19 protein-coding genes are annotated in these 18,785 nt (G+C 67.0%); 17 read left to right on the plus strand and 2 right to left on the minus strand.

What is annotated here, in order from left to right; translation table 11 throughout:
• From C6W92_RS04740 to C6W92_RS04765, 6 genes are all read left to right on the plus strand, one after another.
• Positions 1-241 (plus strand): transposase (locus C6W92_RS04740; RefSeq protein ID WP_164989171.1); only part of this gene is annotated, 241 nt, incomplete at its 5' end.
• A gap of 490 nt (positions 242-731) precedes the next feature.
• Positions 732-2,627, plus strand: a complete 1,896-nt coding sequence (locus C6W92_RS04745; RefSeq protein WP_241691074.1) for a multicopper oxidase domain-containing protein — start codon at positions 732-734, stop codon at positions 2,625-2,627.
• Between the two features lie 41 nt (positions 2,628-2,668).
• Positions 2,669-3,457 carry an SCO family protein gene (locus C6W92_RS04750; RefSeq protein ID WP_129431895.1) on the plus strand — a complete coding sequence of 263 codons (789 nt, stop codon included), beginning with the start codon at positions 2,669-2,671 and terminating at the stop codon, positions 3,455-3,457.
• 70 nt (positions 3,458-3,527) lie between these two features.
• Positions 3,528-5,462 carry a hypothetical protein gene (locus tag C6W92_RS04755; RefSeq protein ID WP_129431896.1) on the plus strand — a complete coding sequence of 645 codons (1,935 nt, stop codon included), beginning with the start codon at positions 3,528-3,530 and terminating at the stop codon, positions 5,460-5,462.
• Positions 5,463-5,658: 196 nt separating this feature from the next.
• Complete coding sequence (locus tag C6W92_RS04760) at positions 5,659-6,228, plus strand: SCO family protein (protein WP_164989172.1); 570 nt, start codon at positions 5,659-5,661, stop codon at positions 6,226-6,228.
• The gene (locus C6W92_RS04765; RefSeq protein WP_129431898.1) at positions 6,228-7,916 is read left to right on the plus strand and encodes a cytochrome c; all 1,689 of its coding nucleotides are present in this window, start codon (positions 6,228-6,230) and stop codon (positions 7,914-7,916) included. The genes C6W92_RS04760 and C6W92_RS04765 overlap by 1 nt, the downstream gene beginning before the upstream one ends.
• Before the next feature lie 65 nt (positions 7,917-7,981).
• On the opposite strand, the gene C6W92_RS04770 is transcribed toward C6W92_RS04765, so the two are convergent.
• Positions 7,982-8,728, minus strand: coding sequence for an A24 family peptidase (locus C6W92_RS04770; protein WP_129431899.1), 747 nt, complete (start codon positions 8,726-8,728; stop codon positions 7,982-7,984).
• A 113-nt stretch (positions 8,729-8,841) separates the two neighbouring features.
• Here C6W92_RS04770 and gspG point away from each other — a divergent pair, with 113 nt between their 5' ends.
• The 7 genes from gspG to gspM are packed head-to-tail and all read left to right on the plus strand — an operon-like array spanning position 8,842 to position 13,368.
• A complete protein-coding gene (gene gspG / locus C6W92_RS04775; RefSeq protein WP_129431900.1) occupies positions 8,842-9,306 on the plus strand; it encodes a type II secretion system major pseudopilin GspG in 465 nt (154 codons plus the stop codon).
• Complete coding sequence (locus C6W92_RS04780) at positions 9,294-9,776, plus strand: GspH/FimT family pseudopilin (RefSeq protein ID WP_129431999.1); 483 nt, start codon at positions 9,294-9,296, stop codon at positions 9,774-9,776. The genes gspG and C6W92_RS04780 overlap by 13 nt, the downstream gene beginning before the upstream one ends.
• A complete protein-coding gene (locus C6W92_RS04785; RefSeq protein ID WP_164989173.1) occupies positions 9,773-10,141 on the plus strand; it encodes a prepilin-type N-terminal cleavage/methylation domain-containing protein in 369 nt (122 codons plus the stop codon). The genes C6W92_RS04780 and C6W92_RS04785 overlap by 4 nt, the downstream gene beginning before the upstream one ends.
• Positions 10,138-10,752, plus strand: coding sequence for a type II secretion system protein GspJ (locus C6W92_RS04790; protein ID WP_129432000.1), 615 nt, complete (start codon positions 10,138-10,140; stop codon positions 10,750-10,752). The genes C6W92_RS04785 and C6W92_RS04790 overlap by 4 nt, the downstream gene beginning before the upstream one ends.
• The gene (gene gspK / locus C6W92_RS04795) at positions 10,749-11,672 is read left to right on the plus strand and encodes a type II secretion system minor pseudopilin GspK (RefSeq protein ID WP_129431902.1); all 924 of its coding nucleotides are present in this window, start codon (positions 10,749-10,751) and stop codon (positions 11,670-11,672) included. The genes C6W92_RS04790 and gspK overlap by 4 nt, the downstream gene beginning before the upstream one ends.
• Positions 11,669-12,859, plus strand: a complete 1,191-nt coding sequence (locus C6W92_RS04800; RefSeq protein ID WP_129431903.1) for a hypothetical protein — start codon at positions 11,669-11,671, stop codon at positions 12,857-12,859. The genes gspK and C6W92_RS04800 overlap by 4 nt, the downstream gene beginning before the upstream one ends.
• Positions 12,856-13,368: a type II secretion system protein GspM gene (gene gspM, locus C6W92_RS04805; protein ID WP_129431904.1), complete on the plus strand. Its 513-nt coding sequence runs from the start codon at positions 12,856-12,858 to the stop codon at positions 13,366-13,368. Before C6W92_RS04800 ends, gspM begins: the two co-directional genes overlap by 4 nt.
• 4 nt (positions 13,369-13,372) lie before the next feature.
• Here gspM and C6W92_RS04810 read toward each other — a convergent pair whose 3' ends face one another.
• On the minus strand, positions 13,373-13,891 hold the full coding sequence (locus C6W92_RS04810; protein ID WP_129431905.1) for a hypothetical protein: 519 nt from the start codon (positions 13,889-13,891) through the stop codon (positions 13,373-13,375).
• Positions 13,892-14,135: 244 nt separating this feature from the next.
• On the opposite strand from C6W92_RS04810, the gene C6W92_RS04815 reads away from it, so the two are divergent.
• Genes C6W92_RS04815 through C6W92_RS04830 form a run of 4 tightly spaced genes read left to right on the plus strand, consistent with a single transcriptional unit; the run spans position 14,136 to position 18,757 of the window.
• Positions 14,136-15,017 (plus strand): secretin N-terminal domain-containing protein, encoded by an 882-nt coding sequence (locus tag C6W92_RS04815; protein ID WP_129431906.1) that lies wholly within the window; start codon positions 14,136-14,138, stop codon positions 15,015-15,017.
• A 3-nt stretch (positions 15,018-15,020) separates the two neighbouring features.
• Positions 15,021-16,094 carry a hypothetical protein gene (locus tag C6W92_RS04820; RefSeq protein ID WP_129431907.1) on the plus strand — a complete coding sequence of 358 codons (1,074 nt, stop codon included), beginning with the start codon at positions 15,021-15,023 and terminating at the stop codon, positions 16,092-16,094.
• Between the two features lie 3 nt (positions 16,095-16,097).
• Complete coding sequence (locus C6W92_RS04825; protein WP_129431908.1) at positions 16,098-17,549, plus strand: GspE/PulE family protein; 1,452 nt, start codon at positions 16,098-16,100, stop codon at positions 17,547-17,549.
• Positions 17,546-18,757: a type II secretion system F family protein gene (locus C6W92_RS04830; RefSeq protein ID WP_129431909.1), complete on the plus strand. Its 1,212-nt coding sequence runs from the start codon at positions 17,546-17,548 to the stop codon at positions 18,755-18,757. Before C6W92_RS04825 ends, C6W92_RS04830 begins: the two co-directional genes overlap by 4 nt.
• The last annotated feature ends 28 nt before the right edge of the window (positions 18,758-18,785 follow it).

The following is an 18,785-nucleotide window of genomic DNA, read 5'->3' on the forward strand; positions in this document are numbered from 1 at the left end:
CGATCAGGTGCAGCGGCACGGGGTTCGCAGGCGCAAACTGACGCCACAGGAGCGTGCCCGGAACGTTGAAATCGGCGTCACACGCGGGCGGGTGGAGGCGATTTTTGGCCACTGGAAGCGGCACTGGGGCCTGCGCCGAACCCGGTTCCTCGGGGGTGCCAAAATGCAAGCCCTGACCCGTCTTGCGGCCATCGGCTGGAACCTGTGGAAAGGCGCAGGCTTCAAGGCGAGATACGGCTGATAACCCGGCTCCCTCACCAATCTCACCTGCCAGTCAAGGCCACCACCGAAGCCTAACAACCGGCCCAAAACCATCCCGGGGGAAACAAATCCCACCTCACCGCTCAAACGAGGCGTTTCGCTGAGGTCTCTAAAAAAATGTGATCACGTCTGGTGTTAAGCGCGCATCTCGGCGTCGATTAGTTCGACGAGACATTTGTGTACAGCGCGCGAAACCTGAAGAGGAGCGACCGCTCTAAACCCTTTTGAACCAAATTCGCGTGATCACGGTCACGCACGGGCCGCACATTACTCACCCTTCCGGCCTGTTTCCCAAGCTCCGGGCTCGCGCCCGATATAAATCTGACGAATGCAAGCGGCGCTGGAGCCGTGCGCATTGGCGTCACGGGGCCTCGGCCCTTCTCGCCCGTGGCATGTCGATGGCACGGGAGGGTTAGCATTTTGCTTGCCCATTTGTGTTTAACAAAGCTTTTTCTGCTGGAGGACAAAGCATGAAACGAAGAGATGCATTGAAGCTTGGCTTCGGTGCGGCTGGTGCGACGGTCGCGGCGACGCAGGCCGGCGCGGTCGAGATCGAACAATGGCCGGACAATGCCGCCGAGGGCCTGACGCAATCGGGCCTCGTGTTCCCCGACACGTTTCAGCCGAGCATCGTCACCGATCCGAGCCCCTTTGTGGAGCCGTTCACGGCCCCGCTCAACATCATGCCGCTCGCCGAGCCGGTCGATCCGGATACGCTTGACCCGGCCCCTGAGCCGGCGCGCCATCAGCGCTATGACGATTTCCCGCCGCAGAAATTTTACCAAGAGGTGCTGAGCGAGTTCCGCTGGAAATACCACTGGCAGCCCCCCTATGGTGACGGTACGCCGGATGTAGTGGGCAAGGACGGCGATCCCGATATCGGCTCGTGGCACTGGGGCTTCAACGGCATCACGCCGGGCGAGACCTATCACGCCCGCTACGGCGAGCCGGTGTTCCTGCGCCGCATCAACATGTTGCCGGTGGTGGGGGCGGGCAAGGTGCAGTTCGCGCTGCCGTCGCCTACGATCCACTTGCACAATGCGCATACCGCGTCGGAATCCGACGGCATCCCGCAGGACTTCTTCAATCCCGGCGAATTCTGGGATCACCACTATGCCAATTTCCCGGCCGGGTCGCCGAACGGGTGGAGCGCCTACAACACCGAGATCATGAATACCCTGTGGTATCACGATCACCGGCTCGATTTCACCGCGACCAATGTCTATGCCGGGTTCTCGGGATTCTACCTGCTGTTCGACGAGCGCGACTCCGGTGACGAGCGCGACCGCAACCGCAAGGCGTTCCGTCTGCCGTCGGGCGAGTATGACATTCCGCTGATCCTGCACGACGTACAGTTCACCGCCGACGGACAGGCGCGGTGGGATTTCTTCCTGCCCGACAACGGCGACCAGCCAAACCCCGAACCGCGCCCTAGCCCGGTCGATGTGGGCAACTCTCAGGGGGCGCCAGACACGTTTGACTCGAACCGCTTGCAATACACCACGCAGGGCATGATCGGCGACATGGTGACGGTCAACCGCATCATTACCCCATATCTCGACGTGGATCGGCGCAAGTATCGCTTCCGTTTCCTCAATGGCGGTCCATCGCGGCTTTATCGTCTGCGCCTGCGCATCGTGCCGGGTGATGGCGGTGATCCCTATTACGACGACTGGATCGTCCTGTCGAACGACGGCAACCTGTTGGAGGCGCCACTGGTGGAGCCGACCATCAACTTGTGGGTAGTCAACCGGTTCGACGTGATTGTCGATTTCTCGAAGTATGACGATGGCGACAAGATCCAGGTGTGGAACGATCTGGAGATCCGCGACGACGGTGCGGGTCCGACCGGCTATACGCTCGATGCGGACAACATGATGCCGGTGATGGAATTCCGCGCCAAGGGTCAGAAGGTGCCCGATCCATCGCGCATCCCGCGCCGCATGCGTGCCCTGCCCGATATCGACATGTCAGAGGTTCGCCGCGAGCGCCTGTTTGTGTTCGACTACGACAACGGGCTTTGGACGGTGAACGGCCGCCTGATGGATCCCAACCGCGTGGATGCCAAGATCGAGCAGGGCTCTGCCGAGATATGGACGTTCCGCAACGAGGGCAACGCGTGGGCTCACCCCGTGCACACCCATTTCGAAGAGTTCCAGATCCTCGAGATTAACGGACGTCCGCCCACGGCGGTCGAAACGTCCCGCAAGGATGTGGTCTCGCTTGGACCGGGAGACGAAGTGACTTTCTACAGCCGCTGGCGTGATTTCTTCGGCAAGCACGTGATGCACTGTCACAACGTTGTCCACGAGGACCACGCGATGATGATCCGCTGGGACATCGTCGAACCGGGTCAGGGCGACTGAGCGCGCCGTAACGGAATTCTCTGAACGAGAGAGGAAAAGATATGACCAACAGACGTCAATTCATGGCGAGCCTGCCGGTCGCGGCGGCTGCGGGGGTGACGGCGGGGTTCTACACCACGCCCGGCAACTCGCAGGAACGCGCGGCGGCGGCGGCAGCCGAAGCCCGGGGCCGGCTGCGCGACGCCGCGGCGCAGGCGCATCCCAACGACACGCCGGTCCTGTGCAACCCTGTCGAGAGCGGTGGCGTTATCGACCCCAACCTGCGGGATTCGTTTCCCAATGTGATGATGGTCAATCAGGACGGTCTCGGCATGGCCTTCTACGAGGGCTTTGTCGAGAACAAGGTCGTGATGATGCATTTCATGAGCCTCCAGGACGAGGCGCACCTGCCGATCACGCGCCGGATGGCCGATGTCGTGCACGAGCTGGGCGAGAAGGTCGGGCGCGACGTGTTCGTCTACTCTATCACCCGCGACCCCGAGCACGACACGCCCTCGCGGATGGCGGCCTATGCGCGCGAGTTGAACGCGCCCGAGGGCTGGCACTTCCTGACCGGCACGCCGCAGCATTGCGCCGATCTCGCGTTTCGGATGTATCGCATGAGCCATGCAACGCTGCCCGGCAAGCGCAAGGTGGACGTGGTGTTCTACGGCAATGGCCGTGCCGGACTGTGGGGCACCTTCCCGTGGGATATCCGCGCCGATGACGCCGCCGAGCGCGTGGGCTGGGTTATGCCCGGGCGCGCGCCCGAGCCCGATGCTGCGCCGCACCGCGCGGGCCCGCGGGTGTTCGATCTCACGGACCTGCGCAACCACAACCGCGAAGCGTGATTCCGGGCCCCGCCGCGCGGGGCCTGACAAATCATTTGTAACGGAGACAAACGAAATGTTTCGTAAATCCATGAAATTGGCCGCGGTGATGGCAGTGCCCGTCATCAGCCTGTGGGGGGGAACTGCCCTCGCGCAGGGGCCGGCCGGGCTCAACATGTTCTGCGAGAACGGCGGCCATGCCGCCGGCGGACAACAGCCCCGGGTTCCCTTTGAAATCCGCACAACCAACGAAGTGAGCGACGAGGTTATCACCCCCGCCACGCGCACCTACCTCACAACGGCGGGCGGCACGGCAGTGTTTCCCGAGGGCGATTCCTTCGGGCCTAACCCGCCCAACATGCTTCCGACCATCTACGAGAACGCCAAGACGTGCCGGGGCAACGAGATACCGAACACGTTGCCCTCGACACCAGATAACCCCTACAATCTGCATGATGATCCGGTGGTCCGCCCGATCAACAAGACCTCGCCCACCGACGATCTCGACTGGATCATGGACGAGATCGAGGCGATGGCGGAACCGCGCAAGGTCTGCCGCAGTTTCCGCGGCTACGAGTTCTGCTACTCCTATCCCCGCCGGGTCGATATTGGGGACTTGCGGGGTCTGGCGCAGCACGCGGTGGATATCATCGAGGGCAACGACTTGAGCGGGCGGTTCAGCGACCGTGAATACGAGGGCTTTCCGCTCTTGCACTATCTTGGCGGGCTGAAGACCAAGGCAGTCGATCCCGAGACCAAGACAATCACGATAACGCAGCTCTGGTACGACACGCATATCGAGTCGGACGTGGCCTATATCGACCCGACCGTGGTCAATGACGAGGAATGGACGATCAACTATGTCGTCAAGATCCTCAACCGCGGCCACGAGGATTTCGCGCCCTACGCGATGTTCTTCGACGATCCCACGGAGCTCGACCTGACCGATATGGGCGGGCCCGACCTCACACAAGGGGGTGACGCTTTCCCACGCCTGCCGAATGTCGGCATGGACCAGACCTTCTTTCCGATGGAGGAGGGGTTGGAGTACACGCTCAACATGAAGATGCCGCCGGCGCGGTTCTGGAACCTCAGCTATCACTGGGGCTGGCGGAACCACCCGCCGCGCGTGCAAGTCACGGAGAACGTGCTGGTGCCGCTCGGGGTGGACGAGGCGGGTAATCCGCGCCCGCGTAACTTCGCCGAAATCGCCGTGTTCGGGGAAAATCCGCGCGAGAGCGAGGAGGCCAAGCTCAATGCCATCGGCATGATCGGGGATACCGCGCCGGCCAAGCGCATGTGGCGGATGTTCCGCGAGCTGGCCGCGATGGATACCGGGCGTGACTACCGGCGACATTTCCGCGGGTTCAACGCCGCGGTCGTGCGGGCACAGATGGAGCTGATCCGGCAGGCCTTCTACGACTGGCGGAACCGTCGCACGCTGCCTACGGGCTATGAGATGGCGCCGGATGCTGACGTGACGGTGTTGTTTCTCAACAACACCATGTACGGCAAGCTCGAGGGGCATGACGGCGACGCCGAGGTGCGGATGAACCCGGGCCTGTGGGACAAGCGCGGCGATCAGGTCAATATCCAGCTTCTGAACGGCGACTACTTCCCCCATGCCTATGTGCTGGTGGATTTCGGCGGGCTGCGGGGGTGGGAGAACACCTTCCACAACACGCTGCCCGTGGGCGGGGCCGGTCCGCTCTTTACCTTCGGGCGCAACTACTTCTGGATCCACGTGGCAGGCCAGGGCCCGATCCCGGTGCCGCCGGCGACCAAGCCCAACGAGCCGACGCCAACGCCGGTGAGCGACATGGGCTGGCAGCCGGGCCGCTATGCCGGGCTGGGGCACCGTTTCGCCTGGGGTGGGATGCAGCAGGAGATGTCGGACTACGTCAACACCGATGGCGTGGGCGAGCATAACGTGGAGGTGACCTTCACCTACGAGCCCTCGCGTCGACTGCGGATGTACCAGTTCGACGCGTTGCACCACGACGTGGCGGTGTGGTCGGTGCACTGACCCGCAATCCAACACGGAGACCGGCGGTGATGCCGCCGGTCTCCACGCGACAGACATTACTCACTTTCAGTTCGTGGAGACCACGATGAACGTTCATCACATTTCCTTTCCGCGCCTGTGCGCTATGGTGGTCGCTACGGGTGCGCTCATTCTTTTCTCCGAACCCGGCGCGTTGGCACATGGGAGCAAGCATCGGATGCCCGATCATCTGGGCATGGACGACGGTAATACCGAGCTGGCGATGCGCCCCGACGGATTTCATTACAAGCGCGGTCACCACGCCTATGCCGCCCCCGCCGTCCCCTTGCGTGACCGGCAGGGACGCAAGGTGAATTTCGCGGATTTGATGGAGTTCGACGGTCCGGTGCTGCTGAATTTCATCTTCACCAGCTGCGCCACCATCTGCCCGGTGCAAAGCGCGACCTTCGGTCAGGTGCAGCCCGACCTCGCGGCGGTCGACGATCGGTACCTGATGGTGTCGATCTCGATTGACCCGGAATACGACACGCCCCGCCGCCTGCGCGAGTATGCCGAACTGCACGATGCGCGTGACAACTGGGTTATGCTGACCGGGCAGTTCGACGATATCTTTGCCGTCGTGCGCGCCTTCGACGCCGTCTACAAGGGCGAAAACAAGATGTATCACCGCCCACTCACATTCCTGCGCGCCAACGCCGGCGCCAAGTGGTTGCGGCTCGAAGGGCTGCTCGGCGCAGAGGAACTGGCCGAGGAATACGCCAAGCTGCTGCGCCCAGAGGTGAACTGATGCCACGATGGGCAGTAATCGGGCGGCTGCGGGCGGCGGCGCTCGCCGTGCTGCTGGCGGCGGCCCCGGCCTTTGTGGGTGCGGGGCAGGCGGGCGATGCCGAGGCGGGTAAGCGGCTCTACTGGGAGGGGATCGGCGCACATGGCGCCCCGATCCGCGGCGTAACGCAGGGCGATGTCGAAGTGACCGGCGCGCAGTTTTCCTGCGTGAGCTGTCACCGTCCGAGCGGGTTCGGCACCTCGGAGGGGGGCAACTACATGCCCCCCATCATCGGCGAGGTGCTGTTCAACGCCAAGACGCCCGACCGCAACCGCAATTTCAAGGAGCTTTACCAGGAGGTGCAGCCCCCCGGCTTCTGGGCACGGGTGCGCCAGCCGCGGATGCGGCCCGCCTATGACGAGGCGGCGCTGGCGCGCGCGCTGCGCGATGGGGTGGACCCCGGCGGCCACGAATTTGACCCGATCATGCCGCGCTACGATCTGTCAGACGCGGACGTGGTCAATCTTACAGCCTTCCTGCGGACGCTGTCGGACGAAATATCTCCGGGCGTCGATGGGCGCGACATCCATTTCGCCACGATCGTCGGCCCCGATGCCGACCAGGATGCGGCGGATGCCATGCTGCGCACGATGGAATTGTTCTTCGACTGGATGAACAAGGATACCGAGGGCGATACCAATAATCCCACCTTCTCGCCCAATTACCGGTCGAACTTCATTTCCGCCTACCGCTACTGGAAATTGCATGTCTGGCGCCTCGACGGCCCGCCCGAGACATGGCGCGCGCAGCTTGAGGCGAAATATGCCGAGCAGCCAGTCTTTGCTACGGTCAGCGGGCTGGTTGAGGGGCCATGGGACGAGATCGGCGCGTTCTGCGATGCGCGTCGCCTGCCCTGCATCTTTCCCAATACCGAATTGCCCACCCTCGGCGAGGGGCGGTATGGCTATTCGGTCTTCTTCAACCGCGGCCTCGCGCTTGAGGCCGAAGCGCTGGCCCTACACCTGGGCGACCGGGACAGCGCTCCGGCGCGTGTGGTGCAGCTTCACGGCACCGGCCCTGCAGGCACCCGGCCCGCCCAAGCCTTCGCCGCGGCGTTGGCGCGGGTGCTGCCGGATGTGACGGTAGAGACGGTGACCTACGAGGATGCGGCGGAGCTCAGGGCGGCACTGGCCGCCGAGGGGGATGCGGATGTACTTGCGCTCTGGCCACAGGACATTGACGGCGTGCTCGCGGCGCTGGCCGGTGCCGCGCCCGGTGCCTCGCGCATCTACCTGCCTTCGGCGGCCAAGGACCGCGCGCTCGAGACGCTGCCACCCGAGTTGATGGCGCGCACGCGATTGGTCTGGCCCTATGACAAGCCCGGCAGCTATCACCCCCGCAAGTTCCGCGTGCGCGGCTGGATGCATTCCCGGCGGCTCGAGGTGAGCCACCCGCGTATCCAGTTGCAGACCTATTACGCCCTGACGATGGCGCAGTTCTCGCTCCTGCACATGATTGATGATTTCTACCGTGACTACATGCTGGAGATCATTGAGCACCAGGCCGAGAACGAATTGAACCCTGGCACCCATCCCGAGCTTGCGCTGGGACCGGGGCAGCGCTTCGCCTCGAAAGGCGCGTTCATCGCCGCGCTCGCCCCCGATACCCGGCTGGGATATCGGGTTGTCAGCGACTGGATCGTACCCTGAGGTTTTGAGTAATGGGCCAACGGGTGCGTAGCGGGCGGCGGGGCGACCTGCCGTCCGCACATTCTTCAGGCGGCGACGCTGCCGCTCAGGATCCAGACCAGCGCTGCCGCGCCGCAGAGATAGGCGCCGAACGGGATTTCGGCATCGCGCGCCACCGATCCGCGGTGCAGCAGCAGCGTGATCGCGAGCGCGCCAAGTGCAGCGATCAGCGCGATCAGAGGCAGCGCTGCCCAGCCAAGCGCCGCGCCGATGCCAGCTATCAGCTTGACATCTCCCATGCCCAGCCCCTCGCGCCCGCGCAAGCCTTCGTAACCCAGCCGGATCGCGAGAAAACAGCCCGCGCCCACGCCCGCGCCGATGAGCGCGGGCCCCGCGCCCGGCCCCAGTACCCCCAAGGCGAGACCGGTCACGAACAATGCACCGGTGAACGGATCGGGCAGGCGCATGGCCACGAGGTCGCACAGCGCCAACCCCATGAGCAGCCACAGCCACAGCGCGCCAAGCGTCATGATGCCGGGGGTGGGCGAGACGAGGATCGCCGTTGCCGCCAGCGCCACGCCACCAAGCTCGGCATGAAACAGCCAGCGCGGGATCGGCGCGCCGCAATCGCGGCACCGCCCGCCCAGCCGCATCCACGAGATTACCGGCACGAGATCTCGCCAACCGATCCGTGCGCCGCAGCCCCGGCAGTGCGAGCTGCGCAAGATTACCCCCTCGCCATGCGGCAGTCGCTCGGCACAGAGCGCAAGAAACGACCCCGCCGCCGCGCCGAAGAACAGAAGGAAAAGGACGAGAGGCAGCAAGCTCTGCATCGGGCAGCACCGCGGGCAAGGGAGTGGTCAGGGGCGCAGGACGATTGTCAGACGCGTGGCCATCGGTTATCATCAATACTGAAAACTATAGCACTTTCCGGACAAAATTTACCATGAAAATCAATAAGTCACTCCTTTTCAGGCCAAAACTGGCACGGCGCGGCGACGCCGGGTTCTCGCTGCTGGAGCTGATGGTTGTCGTGGTCATCATGTCGATCCTCGCGCTGGTGGTCATGCCGCGCATCATTGACCGCCCGGATCAGGCCCGCGTGGCCCGCGCGCAGACCGATATTTCGGCGCTCGCGGGCGCGCTCAAGCTCTACAAACTCGATAATTTCCGCTATCCCACCACCGAGCAGGGGCTTGCCGCACTGGTCAGCGCCCCGGCCGCCGAGCCGGTGCCCGGCAACTACGCGCAGGGCGGCTATATCGACCGTCTGCCAATGGACCCGTGGGGCAACGCGTACCAATACCTTTCGCCTGGTGTGCACGATGAGTTTGACATCTTCACGCTCGGCGCGGACGGGGTGTCCGGGGGCACCGGGCTCGATGCGGATATCGGCTCATGGGACGGCTGAACGCACGTCCCGATTGCGGCTTCTCGCTGCTGGAAATGGTGGTGGTGGTGGCGATCATCGCCACCCTGTCGGTGGGCGCGAGCCTCTCCATTGGCCAGCGCGGCGGGACGGCGGACGCGCCGCGGCTCACCGCTACCTACGGCGCACTGCGCGACGCGGCCATTTTGGGGCAGGAGGTGCGCGGACTGCGTCTCGTGCCAGGGGGCTGGCAGGTCCTGTTGCCGGGCGAGGGCGGTGACACCGGATGGCGGGTCTCCGGCGGGACGCAGCCCTTCCGTTCCGAGGCACGCTTCGAGGGCGCGCGCGGCCCAATCCTGGCCGCCGCACCCGATGGCGGGCCGCCGCGCCCCGACATCGTGTTTCTTCCCGATGGCGAGGTGACGCCGTTCGAGGTGGTCTTTGTCACCGACGACGCTGTGACCGCCTGTCGGTCGCAGGGGCTCGCCGGCCTTGAATGCGCGACCCGATGAGCGTCAAGGCCGCAACCCGCGGCTTCACGCTGCTGGAACTGGTGGTGGCGGTGCTGGTGCTTGCGATGGCGACAATGGCGGCACTGCGCAGCACCGAGCATGCCACCCGTGCGCTGGGCGGCGAGACCGCGCGCGTGCTGGCGCTTCAGGTGGCGCTCAACCGGGCCGAGGAATACCGCCTCTACGGTGCGCGTGTGGCGGGCGGGCTGCCGCGCGAGGCGCGTTACGGCACCACGCTCTGGCGGCTCGACGTGACCGAGGAGCCGACGCGCGCGGGCCATGTGCTGGCCACCATCGGCGCGCGGGGCGAAGCCGGTCCGGGGGCGCGGGTCGCGGTGATCGCGCCGCGGGCGGTGACGCCATGACCGAGGCGGGCAGCCGAGGGCTGACCCTCGTTGAGCTGGTCGCCGCGCTCGCGATCTTCTCGTTGGTGGCAATCATGGGTCTGCAAACGCTGAGCGGCATGATGCGCGCGCGCGACGGAACCACCGCCGCCGCGACAGAGACGGCAGCGCTCGCCCGTGGCCTCGTGCTCCTGCGGGCAGACCTCAAGGCAGCGGCGGACCTGCCGTTCTGGCCGCCCGAGGCGGTGGAGCCAGAGCCACCCCTGCTTGACCTCAGCGCCGAAGAGGGGCGGTTTGCGCTCAGCACCGAGGCACGCGCCGTGCTGCCAAGAACGCAGGCCGCCGGGACCGAGCGCGTGATCTGGCGTCACGACCGGCGCGGCGAGCGGCTCTTGCGCACCGCCTGGCCGGTGCTGCGTCCGGCATCGGACGCGGCACGCGCCGCCGAAACGGTGATCTTCGAAGGTGTGTCGGGCCTGCGCCTGCGCGCCTATGCGGACCCCGAAGAGGGGTGGATCGGTGGCTGGGGACAGGCCCCGGAGGCGGCGCAGGCCGACCTGCCCCGCGCCGTCGAAATCATCGTGCAACTAGAACGTTACGGCGCGCTGCGCGTGCTGGTGGCGCTGCCATGAGGCGCGACCGGGGCATTGCGCTTCTCAACGCGCTGGTCATGGTGGCGGCGATCGCTGCACTGGCCGCCGGGCTGATGATCCAGGCCGGTCACAGCCGTGACCGGATGGCCCATGTCGCGGGCAGCCAGCGGGCGGCACTGCACCTGGATGCGGGCCTGCTGCTCATCGACCCGGTGCTGCGGGCGGACTGGTTGCGCGCGCCGGATCTCGACCACCTGGCCGAGCCTTGGGCGCGCGCGCCGCTCGATGCCGATATCGATCGGGGCCGCCTTGTGGCGCGGCTGTCCGATCTTCAGGGTCGGTTCAACATCAACAGCCTTGCCAATGTCTCGGACACTGCGGCGGCGCGCGCCTTCGAGCGGCTCTTGCGGCGGCTTGGCCTGCCAGTGGCGCTCGGGGCCGAGATCGCGGGCTTTGTGCAGCCGCGCGGGCCGGTGCGCCCGGCCGATTACGCGGATCGCTCGGTGCCAGTGCGGGTGGTGGGTGGTGCGGCGGACCGGGTCGAGGCACTGCGCCTCGTGCGCGGCATGACCGAGGCGCATTACGTGCGGCTTGCCCCTTTCGTCGCCGCGCTGCCGCCGCGCACGCCGCTCAACGTCAATACAGCGCCGCCCGAGGTTCTGGGCGCGGTCCTGCCCGCTGCCAGCCCCGCCGATATCGACCGTCTGGTAGCCGAGCGTGCCACAGCACCGTTTGCCGACATGGCCGATTTCGAGGAGCGCGCCCGGCGGCTGATCCACCCGAGGGCGACCGCGCGGGCACAGGTGCCGGATGGGGGATTGGGTGTCTCCACCCGTTGGTTTGAGGCGCGGCTCGCGCTGCACCTTGACGGACGCGTGCACAGGCGCATCCTGACCATAGAGCGCTCGCCCGAGGATGGCGCGGCGCTGATCGCCCACCGCCGGATGGTCCTGCCATGATCGCGCTCTTTCACCGCCGTCGCTCTGCGCCCGCCGCGCCGTCCCTCGCGATCCACGCGGTGGAGAGTGGCGCGCCCCTGCCCGATGGGCCGTTCGTGGCAACCGTACCCGGTGCTGATGTGCCGCTCCTGCCGCTCGATCTGCCGTCCGGGCTGAAGGGGGTAGCGCGCGAGCGGGTGGCGCGGCGGCAGTTGCGCGATGCCGGTTGCGCCGCCGGGCTCGACCTGCGGCCCGCGCGGCTGGGGTCAAGGCGCGAGTCGTGGGCGCGGATGCTGGTCTGCGACGGGGCGCTACGCGCCGATTGGGCGACGCTGGTGGCTCCGGCGGGCCGGCGTTGCCGCGCGGTGCTGCCCGACTATCTCACGTTGCCCGCTGCTCCGGGCCTGTGGGTGATCGAGGCGGGCGAGCGGGGTATGGTTTGCGCCCGGCTCGGCCTTGAGGACGGCTTTGCCGCCGAGCCCGACCTCGCCCGCGCGCTGTTGGAAGAAGCGGTGAAGGAGACCGCTCCCGCCGCGATCTTGCGGCTCGGCGCGCCCTGCGTGCCGCTCGACGACTGGCTGACCACGCTCGGTGTGCCGATCAGCGACGGGCCCGAGGCCTTGGCGTCAGCCGGTATCGCGCAGCCTGTGCGGCTTGGGCATGGCGAGCTTGCGCTCGACCTGGCGCGCGACCCTGAGGCGCTGCGTATTGCGCTGCGCGGTAGCCTGCGCCGGATCGCCGCGGCGCTGGTGCTGGCGTTGGGTGGCTTCGGGTTCTGGGCGACCTCGGTGCAGATAGAGACCGAACGACTGCGCGATCTCGACCGCAGCTATCGCGCCAATGCCGAGACGATACTGCGCACCGCGCTGGTGCCTTCGGGTCCTGTTCTAGACATTCGTGCACAGGCGGAGGGCGCGTTGTCGCGGGCGCGCGCCGAGGCCGAGGCCGCGCGTGTGCGATCCCGCCCGCTCGACGTGCTGCGCGCGGCCGGCGAGGCACTGGTCGCGCATGATCCAAGGGTCACGCGCGTCAGCTATCAGCCCGGTCTGGGACTGGTGATCGACCTCGAAATCGGCGATTTCGCGGCGCTCGATGCGCTGGTAGGTGACTTGGCCGCCGCCGGGACCGAGGCGCGCGTCGCCCGCGAGGGTCGCGGTGTCGAGGCGGTGCTGGCGCTGACCACGACGCGCGCGGAGGCGGAACGATGAGCGCGGCGTGGGACAGGCTCGCGGCCCTATTGATGGAGCGCAGCCGCCGAGAGCGTTGGCTGTTGCTCGTGCTGGTACTGGGCGCGCTGCCTCTGGGGCTATGGCAAGGGGTGGCCGTGCCGATGATCGAACGGCAGGCGCAGGCGCGCGCGGCGCTGGCCGTCACGCGCGCCACCGAAGTTTGGGTGGCCGAACAGGCGGTGGAGTATGCGCGGCTCACGCGCGCGGCGGGGGACGGGGCCGGTCGTGCCGCCGCGCCTGTCGGGATGAGCGGGCTGGAAAAGGCGCTGCGCGAGGCGGGGCTGCGCGCGGATGTGGCAGAACTCGCCAATACCGCCGATGGCGGGATCACCCTGCGCTTCGACGCGGTGCGCTTTTCGCGGCTGGCCGCGTGGCTCTCGGCGCAATCGGGGCAGTGGGGCTATGATCTCGACGCCTTCACCATCGAGCGTGGCGAGCGCGAGGACGTTGTGGCTGCCGATTTGCGGCTGGTGCCTGTGCCGCGCTGAATGGTCAGCCCTGTCCGAGGCTGCGTGCGATCTCGGCCCGTCGGCTTTGCATCGCGCCCAGCGGATCGAGCGCGGCATCGAGCGACAGCATCTCGGAGAGTGCGACGTCGGCGCGGCGCAGCTTGGCGTTGACCTCCGCCCCGGAACGCCCGGCCCGCATGTCCGCCAGCGCGCTTTCATGGAGCGCCGTGCCCTCGACGGCGAGCGCGGCGGCGCGGTTGCCGCCCTCCACCTCGGAGGCCAGCATGTTTGCGACCTGTGCCGCCTCGTCATTGCGCCCGGCGCGCAAGAGCGCATGGGCATATTCCAGCCGAAGACGCGGCGCGAGCGGGCCCGACGAGGGGATCAGCGCGGCATAATTGCGCGCTGCGAGATCGTAATTGCCCTCTTCCAGCGCCTTGCGCGCACCGGAATATTTCTTCTGGAAATTCGCGCCTTCGCCGATGGCGCCCGCCTCGCATCCCGCAAGCCCCGCCGTCACGACCGTGAGAACCAGAAATTTCGTTACAAGTTGCTTTATCATAATGCTTTTACCAGTGCCGGTCGTGATCTTGGGATACCATGCCTTGGCGCGGCATGGCCACGTAAAAGACGGGTGACGACGGAAAAAAGACGCCGCGCACGTATGCCTGCTTGGCGTGCGTCTTGGCGATGGCCAGGGCGGAACAAATGAGCTAGGCTCAACGGGTGGCGGGCAGACGCGGCGAGCGACCCGTGCACCTGCTCCCCTATTCCGCCGCGATGTGGCTTTGAAGACTGAATTGACAATGCAATTTTTGAGATTCTCGGCTTTGCTCCTGACGCTCTGCGCAGCGCTTCCACACGTGACCAAGGCACAGGTTTCGCTCGATTTGCGCGACGCGAGCCTGCGTGATTTCGTGCAGATCGTGGCGCAATCCACAGGGCGCAATTTCATCCTCGACGACCGGGTGCAGGGCAGCGTTACCGTGGTCGCCCCCAACGAGGTGTCGCCGGGTGCCATCTACGAGATTTTCCTAAACGTGCTCGAGCTCAACCGCCTGACCATCATCGAGGGCGACGAGACCGACCGCATCGTGCCCATCGACGTGGCGCGCGAACTGGCCCCCGGCGCTGATCGCGGTCGCCGCGGTGGCGATTTCGAGACACGGGTGATCGCGCTCGACAACAGCCCGGCGCAGGAAATCGCCGAGGTCGTCCGCCCGCTCCTGCCGGGCGAGGCGGTGCTGTCGGTGGTGCCCGAGGCCGGGCTGTTGATCCTGTCGGACCGGCGCGAGAATTTCCAGCGCATCGTCAAGCTCGTGGACCGGCTCGACAGCCCGACGCGCAGTGCCATCGAGACGATCCCGCTGCGCAACGGCAAGGCCGCCGAGATGCTCGGCGTCATCAACGCACTGTCGATCGCGCCGCCCGGCGCGACCCTGTCGGCCGATCCGCGATCGAACGCGCTGATCGTTTCAGGTACGCCGGAATTCCGCGACCGGGTGCGCAACGTGGTGGCCCAGCTCGACCGCCCGCAGCGCAGCTTTGCGACCGAGGTGGTGCGGCTCAACTATGCCGGGGCAGAGGACATGGCCGAGGTCATCCGCCAGAGCTTTGGCGGCGCGGGCGCGAGCATTGGGGCGGCGGCGGGCGAAGGCGGTGCCGCCCCCGCGACCACTGGCATCTAGGTCGTGGCCGAAACCTCGCAGAACGCGCTCGTCATCACCGCGCCCGCGGACCGCATGCAGGCCATTATCGCCGCCGTGCGTGGGCTCGACCAGCGGCCGGATCAGGTGCTCATCGAGGCGGTGATCTTCGAGTTGTCGGTCGATAATTTCTCTGACCTGTCGTTCCAGTTCGGCGGCGTAATCGAGGACGCGACCGTGGGTGGTGTCGAGTTCGCGATTCAGGGGCGTCCGACGCTTACGAGCCTCGTGACCACCGTTCTGTCGGGGGCCGAGCCTACCGGCGGAGGCACCGGCGGTAGCCTCGCCGCCTTCGACCGCAGCGGCATCGGTGGGTTCCTCGCTGCGCTCGCCTCGAAAAACTCCACGCGGCTGCTGTCTACCCCCTCTATCCTCACGCTCAACAACCGCGAGGCGCAAATCGTGGTGGCACAGAATGTGCCCTTCGTCACCGGCAGCTTTGCTACAGTGGGCGACAGCGCGGTGCCCGAGCAGCTGTTCCAGACCATCCAGCGGCAGGATGTCGGCCTCACCCTTACCGTCACGCCGCAGATCACCCGTGACAACACGGTGCGGCTGGAATTGCGGCAGGAGGTGTCGAATCTCACCAATTCCGCTTCAGCCGCCGGCAGCGAGATCACCGCCAAGCGGGAGCTCTCGACCAATGTTCTGGTGCGCGACGGGCATGTGATCATGCTGGGCGGCCTGCTGGAAAACGGCTCCGGCGCGGTCAACCAGCGGGTTCCGGGCCTGAGCGAGCTGCCGCTTCTGGGGCGGCTGTTCAAGGGGCGCTCTACCTCGCAGAATCAGCGCATCCTGCTGGTGATGCTGCGCCCTCGTATCCTGTCATCGGATGCCGAGGCCGCCCGTGAGACGCGCCGCATCGCCAAGGCCGCCAAGCGCGCGAGCGCCTATATCGCGCCGCCCGATGATGGCACCTGGCCGCAACAGCCCGATCAGGTCTTCCCTTTCGACGGGGCCGACCTCGCTCAGCCGTTCGACGCGGGCTTCATCGACCCGGCGGCGCGCGCAAGGCGGCTGCCGCCGCTGCCCTCGCGGCTGACCTTCGCGGATCGCTGAGCCATGCCCGCGCCGGTGCTGCCCTTTGCCCTCGCGCGTGACACGCAGGTGCTGATCGAGGGCGGGCGGCTTCTGGCCGGGCCGGAGGCGGGGGCGCGCGGACTGCGCGAGGCGCGCCGCCGCGCGGGGCAGGCGCTTTCGCTCGAACGGCTCGACGCGGCGGAATTCGAGGCGCGGCTCGCCGCGCTCTACCGCGACGATGGCGAGACGGACGAGGGCGACGCGGGGCTGGCCTTCGATCTCGAGGAGGGGCCCACGCGGCAGGGGCCACGCGATCTCCTGGAGGCGGATGAAGAGGCCCCGGTGATCCAACTCGTCAATCAGCTCCTGCGCCGCGCGGTGCGCGCCGCCGCCTCGGACCTGCATGTCGAGCCACATGAGGCGGGGCTGCGCGCGCGGATGCGGGTGGACGGGATGTTGCAAACCGTGCTGGACCGGCGCGACGTGCCGGTGCGCCGGATGATCTCGCGGCTCAAGGTGATGGCCGGGCTCGACATCGCCGAGACGCGCCTGCCGCAGGACGGCCATATCGCGCTACGCCTCGGCGGACGCGCCATCGACGTGCGTGTATCTACGCTTCCGGGGAACTATGGCGAGCGGGTGGTGATGCGGCTCTTGGATCGCTCCGCAGGGCTGATGCCGCTGGAGCAACTTGGCCTGCGCGCCGATCAGGAGGTCACGCTCAAACGCCTCGCCGACCGGCCCAACGGCATCATCCTCGCCACCGGTCCGACCGGCTCGGGCAAGACGACGACGCTCTATTCGCTGCTGCAACTCGCCAATGACGAGGTGCGCAACATTCTCACCGCCGAGGATCCGATCGAATATGACCTGCCTGGCATCAGCCAAACCCAGATCAATTCCGAGATCGGCATGACCTTTGCTGCCGGGCTGCGGGCGGCGCTGCGGCAGGACCCCGATATCATCCTCGTGGGCGAGGTCCGCGACGGCGAGACGGCCAGCATCGCCGCTCAGGCGTCGCTCACCGGGCATCTGGTGTTCTCGTCGCTTCACGCCAACGGGTCGGTTGGGGCAGTGGTCCGGCTGCGCGATCTGGGGCTCGACGATTTCCTCATCGCCGCCACGCTGCGGGGCGTTATCGCACAGCGGCTGCTCCGGCGGCTGTGCACGGAGTGCCGCGAGGCGCAGCCGGTCGATCCCGGGACCGCGCGCCATTTCGAGGCGGCAGGACTGGAGGTGCCGCGGGCGCACCACGGCGCGCGCGGCTGCGATGCTTGCCACGGCACGGGTTATGCGGGGCGGGTAGGCATCTTCGAGATCCTCGAGGTCTCGGACGCGCTGCGCGGGGCCATCGACGCCGGCCAATCCGAGACCGAAATGAAACCACTCGCGCTTCCCCCGGCAGAGACGCTGTTCGGGCAGGCGCTGCGACAGGTGGCCGAGGGGCGCACGAGCCTTGCAGAGGCGCTGCGGGTGGTGGGCGACGCGCTGTGAGGGCCTTCGCCTATACCGCCTTCACCGCCGACGGCGCGCGCAAGCGCGGCACGCTTGTGGCCGAGAGCGAGACGCAGGCCGCCGAAATCCTGCGCGGGCAGGGCCTCTTTGCCGAAGCGATCACCGCCAAAAGCCGAGCCAACGCCCGGCGCGGTTCGCTCACCCGTCGCACCCGGCTTTCTGCTGACATGCGCGCGGTCTTTACCCGGCAGATGGCAGTGCTGCTCGCCTCCGATCTCACCGCCGAATCGGCGCTCGAGACGGTGCGCGCCTCGGGCACCGCGCCCGTGATCGAGGCGGCGGCGGCCGAGGCCAAGGCTGCGCTGATGGACGGCCAGCCGCTCTCCGTTGCACTCGACATGGCCGGGGCCGGGTTCCCGCGCTTCTACATCGCTGCGGTGCGCGCGGGCGAAGGTTCGGGCGACCTGGCCGCCGTGTTCGATCAATTGGCCGATTACCTCGAAAGCGCGGGCGCTGATCGCGCGCAGCTTGCCACCGCGCTCATATACCCTGCCTTCGTGGCCGCCGTCTCGCTTCTGGTGGCGGGCATCCTGATGGTTAACGTCGCCCCCGAGATTGCCGCCATGTTCGCCGTCACCGGCCGCCCCCTGCCGCCGCTTACGCAGACCGTCATGGGAATCAGTGACTTCGTTCAGGCCAACGCGGTTGCCCTCGGGCTCGGTGCCGTGGGCCTCGTCCTCGGTACCGTCTTTGCCCTGCGTGTGCCCGCGATCCGCGACCGCTGGCACGGGCTCGCGTTGCGCCTGCCGGTGGTGGGGCGGCTGATGCGGCTCTCGGCGGCGGCGCAATACCTGCGCACGCTGGCGCTCGTCATCTCCAGTCGGCAGGCGGTGGTGGACGCGGTCTCCTCGGCCTCCGAAGTTTTGGTGGTCCGCCGGTTTCGCGACGAGGCACAAGACCTTGCCGATGCCGTGCGTCGTGGCGAGAGCCTCAGCCAGGGGCTCGCGCGGATGCACCTCGTGCCGCCGGTCTGCCGACAACTGATCGCCGCGGGTGAACAATCGGCGCGGCTGGGGCGGATGACCGAGCGCGCGGCTGTGCTGGTGGAATCGTGGCTCGCGAACGAACGCAAGCGGGTCGCGGCGCTCATCGATCCGCTGCTGATGTTGGTGGTGGGTACGATGGTGCTGGTGATCGTACTCGCGATCCTCTTGCCGATCTTCGACCTGCAGGCGGCCGTTGGCTGAGCGCGCCGTTGCGGCCGACCTGCCCGCC

Origin of the sequence: Roseovarius sp. A46 (assembly GCF_004126395.1) — a bacterium.
In the GTDB taxonomy this organism is placed as follows: domain Bacteria; phylum Pseudomonadota; class Alphaproteobacteria; order Rhodobacterales; family Rhodobacteraceae; genus Roseovarius; species Roseovarius nitratireducens.

Bases quoted from the DNA above. Each gene is read 5' to 3' on its own strand.
- C6W92_RS04745 (WP_241691074.1), top strand. From the start codon at position 732: ATGAAACGAAGAGATGCATTGAAGCTTGGCTTCGGTGCGGCTGGTGCG.
- C6W92_RS04750 (WP_129431895.1), top strand. From the start codon at position 2,669: ATGACCAACAGACGTCAATTCATGGCGAGCCTGCCGGTCGCGGCGGCT.
- C6W92_RS04755 (WP_129431896.1), top strand. From the start codon at position 3,528: ATGAAATTGGCCGCGGTGATGGCAGTGCCCGTCATCAGCCTGTGGGGG.
- C6W92_RS04760 (WP_164989172.1), top strand. From the start codon at position 5,659: ATGCCCGATCATCTGGGCATGGACGACGGTAATACCGAGCTGGCGATG.
- C6W92_RS04765 (WP_129431898.1), top strand. From the start codon at position 6,228: ATGCCACGATGGGCAGTAATCGGGCGGCTGCGGGCGGCGGCGCTCGCC.
- C6W92_RS04770 (WP_129431899.1), bottom strand. From the start codon at position 8,728: ATGCAGAGCTTGCTGCCTCTCGTCCTTTTCCTTCTGTTCTTCGGCGCG.
- gspG (WP_129431900.1), top strand. From the start codon at position 8,842: ATGAAAATCAATAAGTCACTCCTTTTCAGGCCAAAACTGGCACGGCGC.
- C6W92_RS04780 (WP_129431999.1), top strand. From the start codon at position 9,294: ATGGGACGGCTGAACGCACGTCCCGATTGCGGCTTCTCGCTGCTGGAA.
- C6W92_RS04785 (WP_164989173.1), top strand. From the start codon at position 9,773: ATGAGCGTCAAGGCCGCAACCCGCGGCTTCACGCTGCTGGAACTGGTG.
- C6W92_RS04790 (WP_129432000.1), top strand. From the start codon at position 10,138: ATGACCGAGGCGGGCAGCCGAGGGCTGACCCTCGTTGAGCTGGTCGCC.
- gspK (WP_129431902.1), top strand. From the start codon at position 10,749: ATGAGGCGCGACCGGGGCATTGCGCTTCTCAACGCGCTGGTCATGGTG.
- C6W92_RS04800 (WP_129431903.1), top strand. From the start codon at position 11,669: ATGATCGCGCTCTTTCACCGCCGTCGCTCTGCGCCCGCCGCGCCGTCC.
- gspM (WP_129431904.1), top strand. From the start codon at position 12,856: ATGAGCGCGGCGTGGGACAGGCTCGCGGCCCTATTGATGGAGCGCAGC.
- C6W92_RS04810 (WP_129431905.1), bottom strand. From the start codon at position 13,891: ATGATAAAGCAACTTGTAACGAAATTTCTGGTTCTCACGGTCGTGACG.
- C6W92_RS04815 (WP_129431906.1), top strand. From the start codon at position 14,136: ATGCAATTTTTGAGATTCTCGGCTTTGCTCCTGACGCTCTGCGCAGCG.
- C6W92_RS04825 (WP_129431908.1), top strand. From the start codon at position 16,098: ATGCCCGCGCCGGTGCTGCCCTTTGCCCTCGCGCGTGACACGCAGGTG.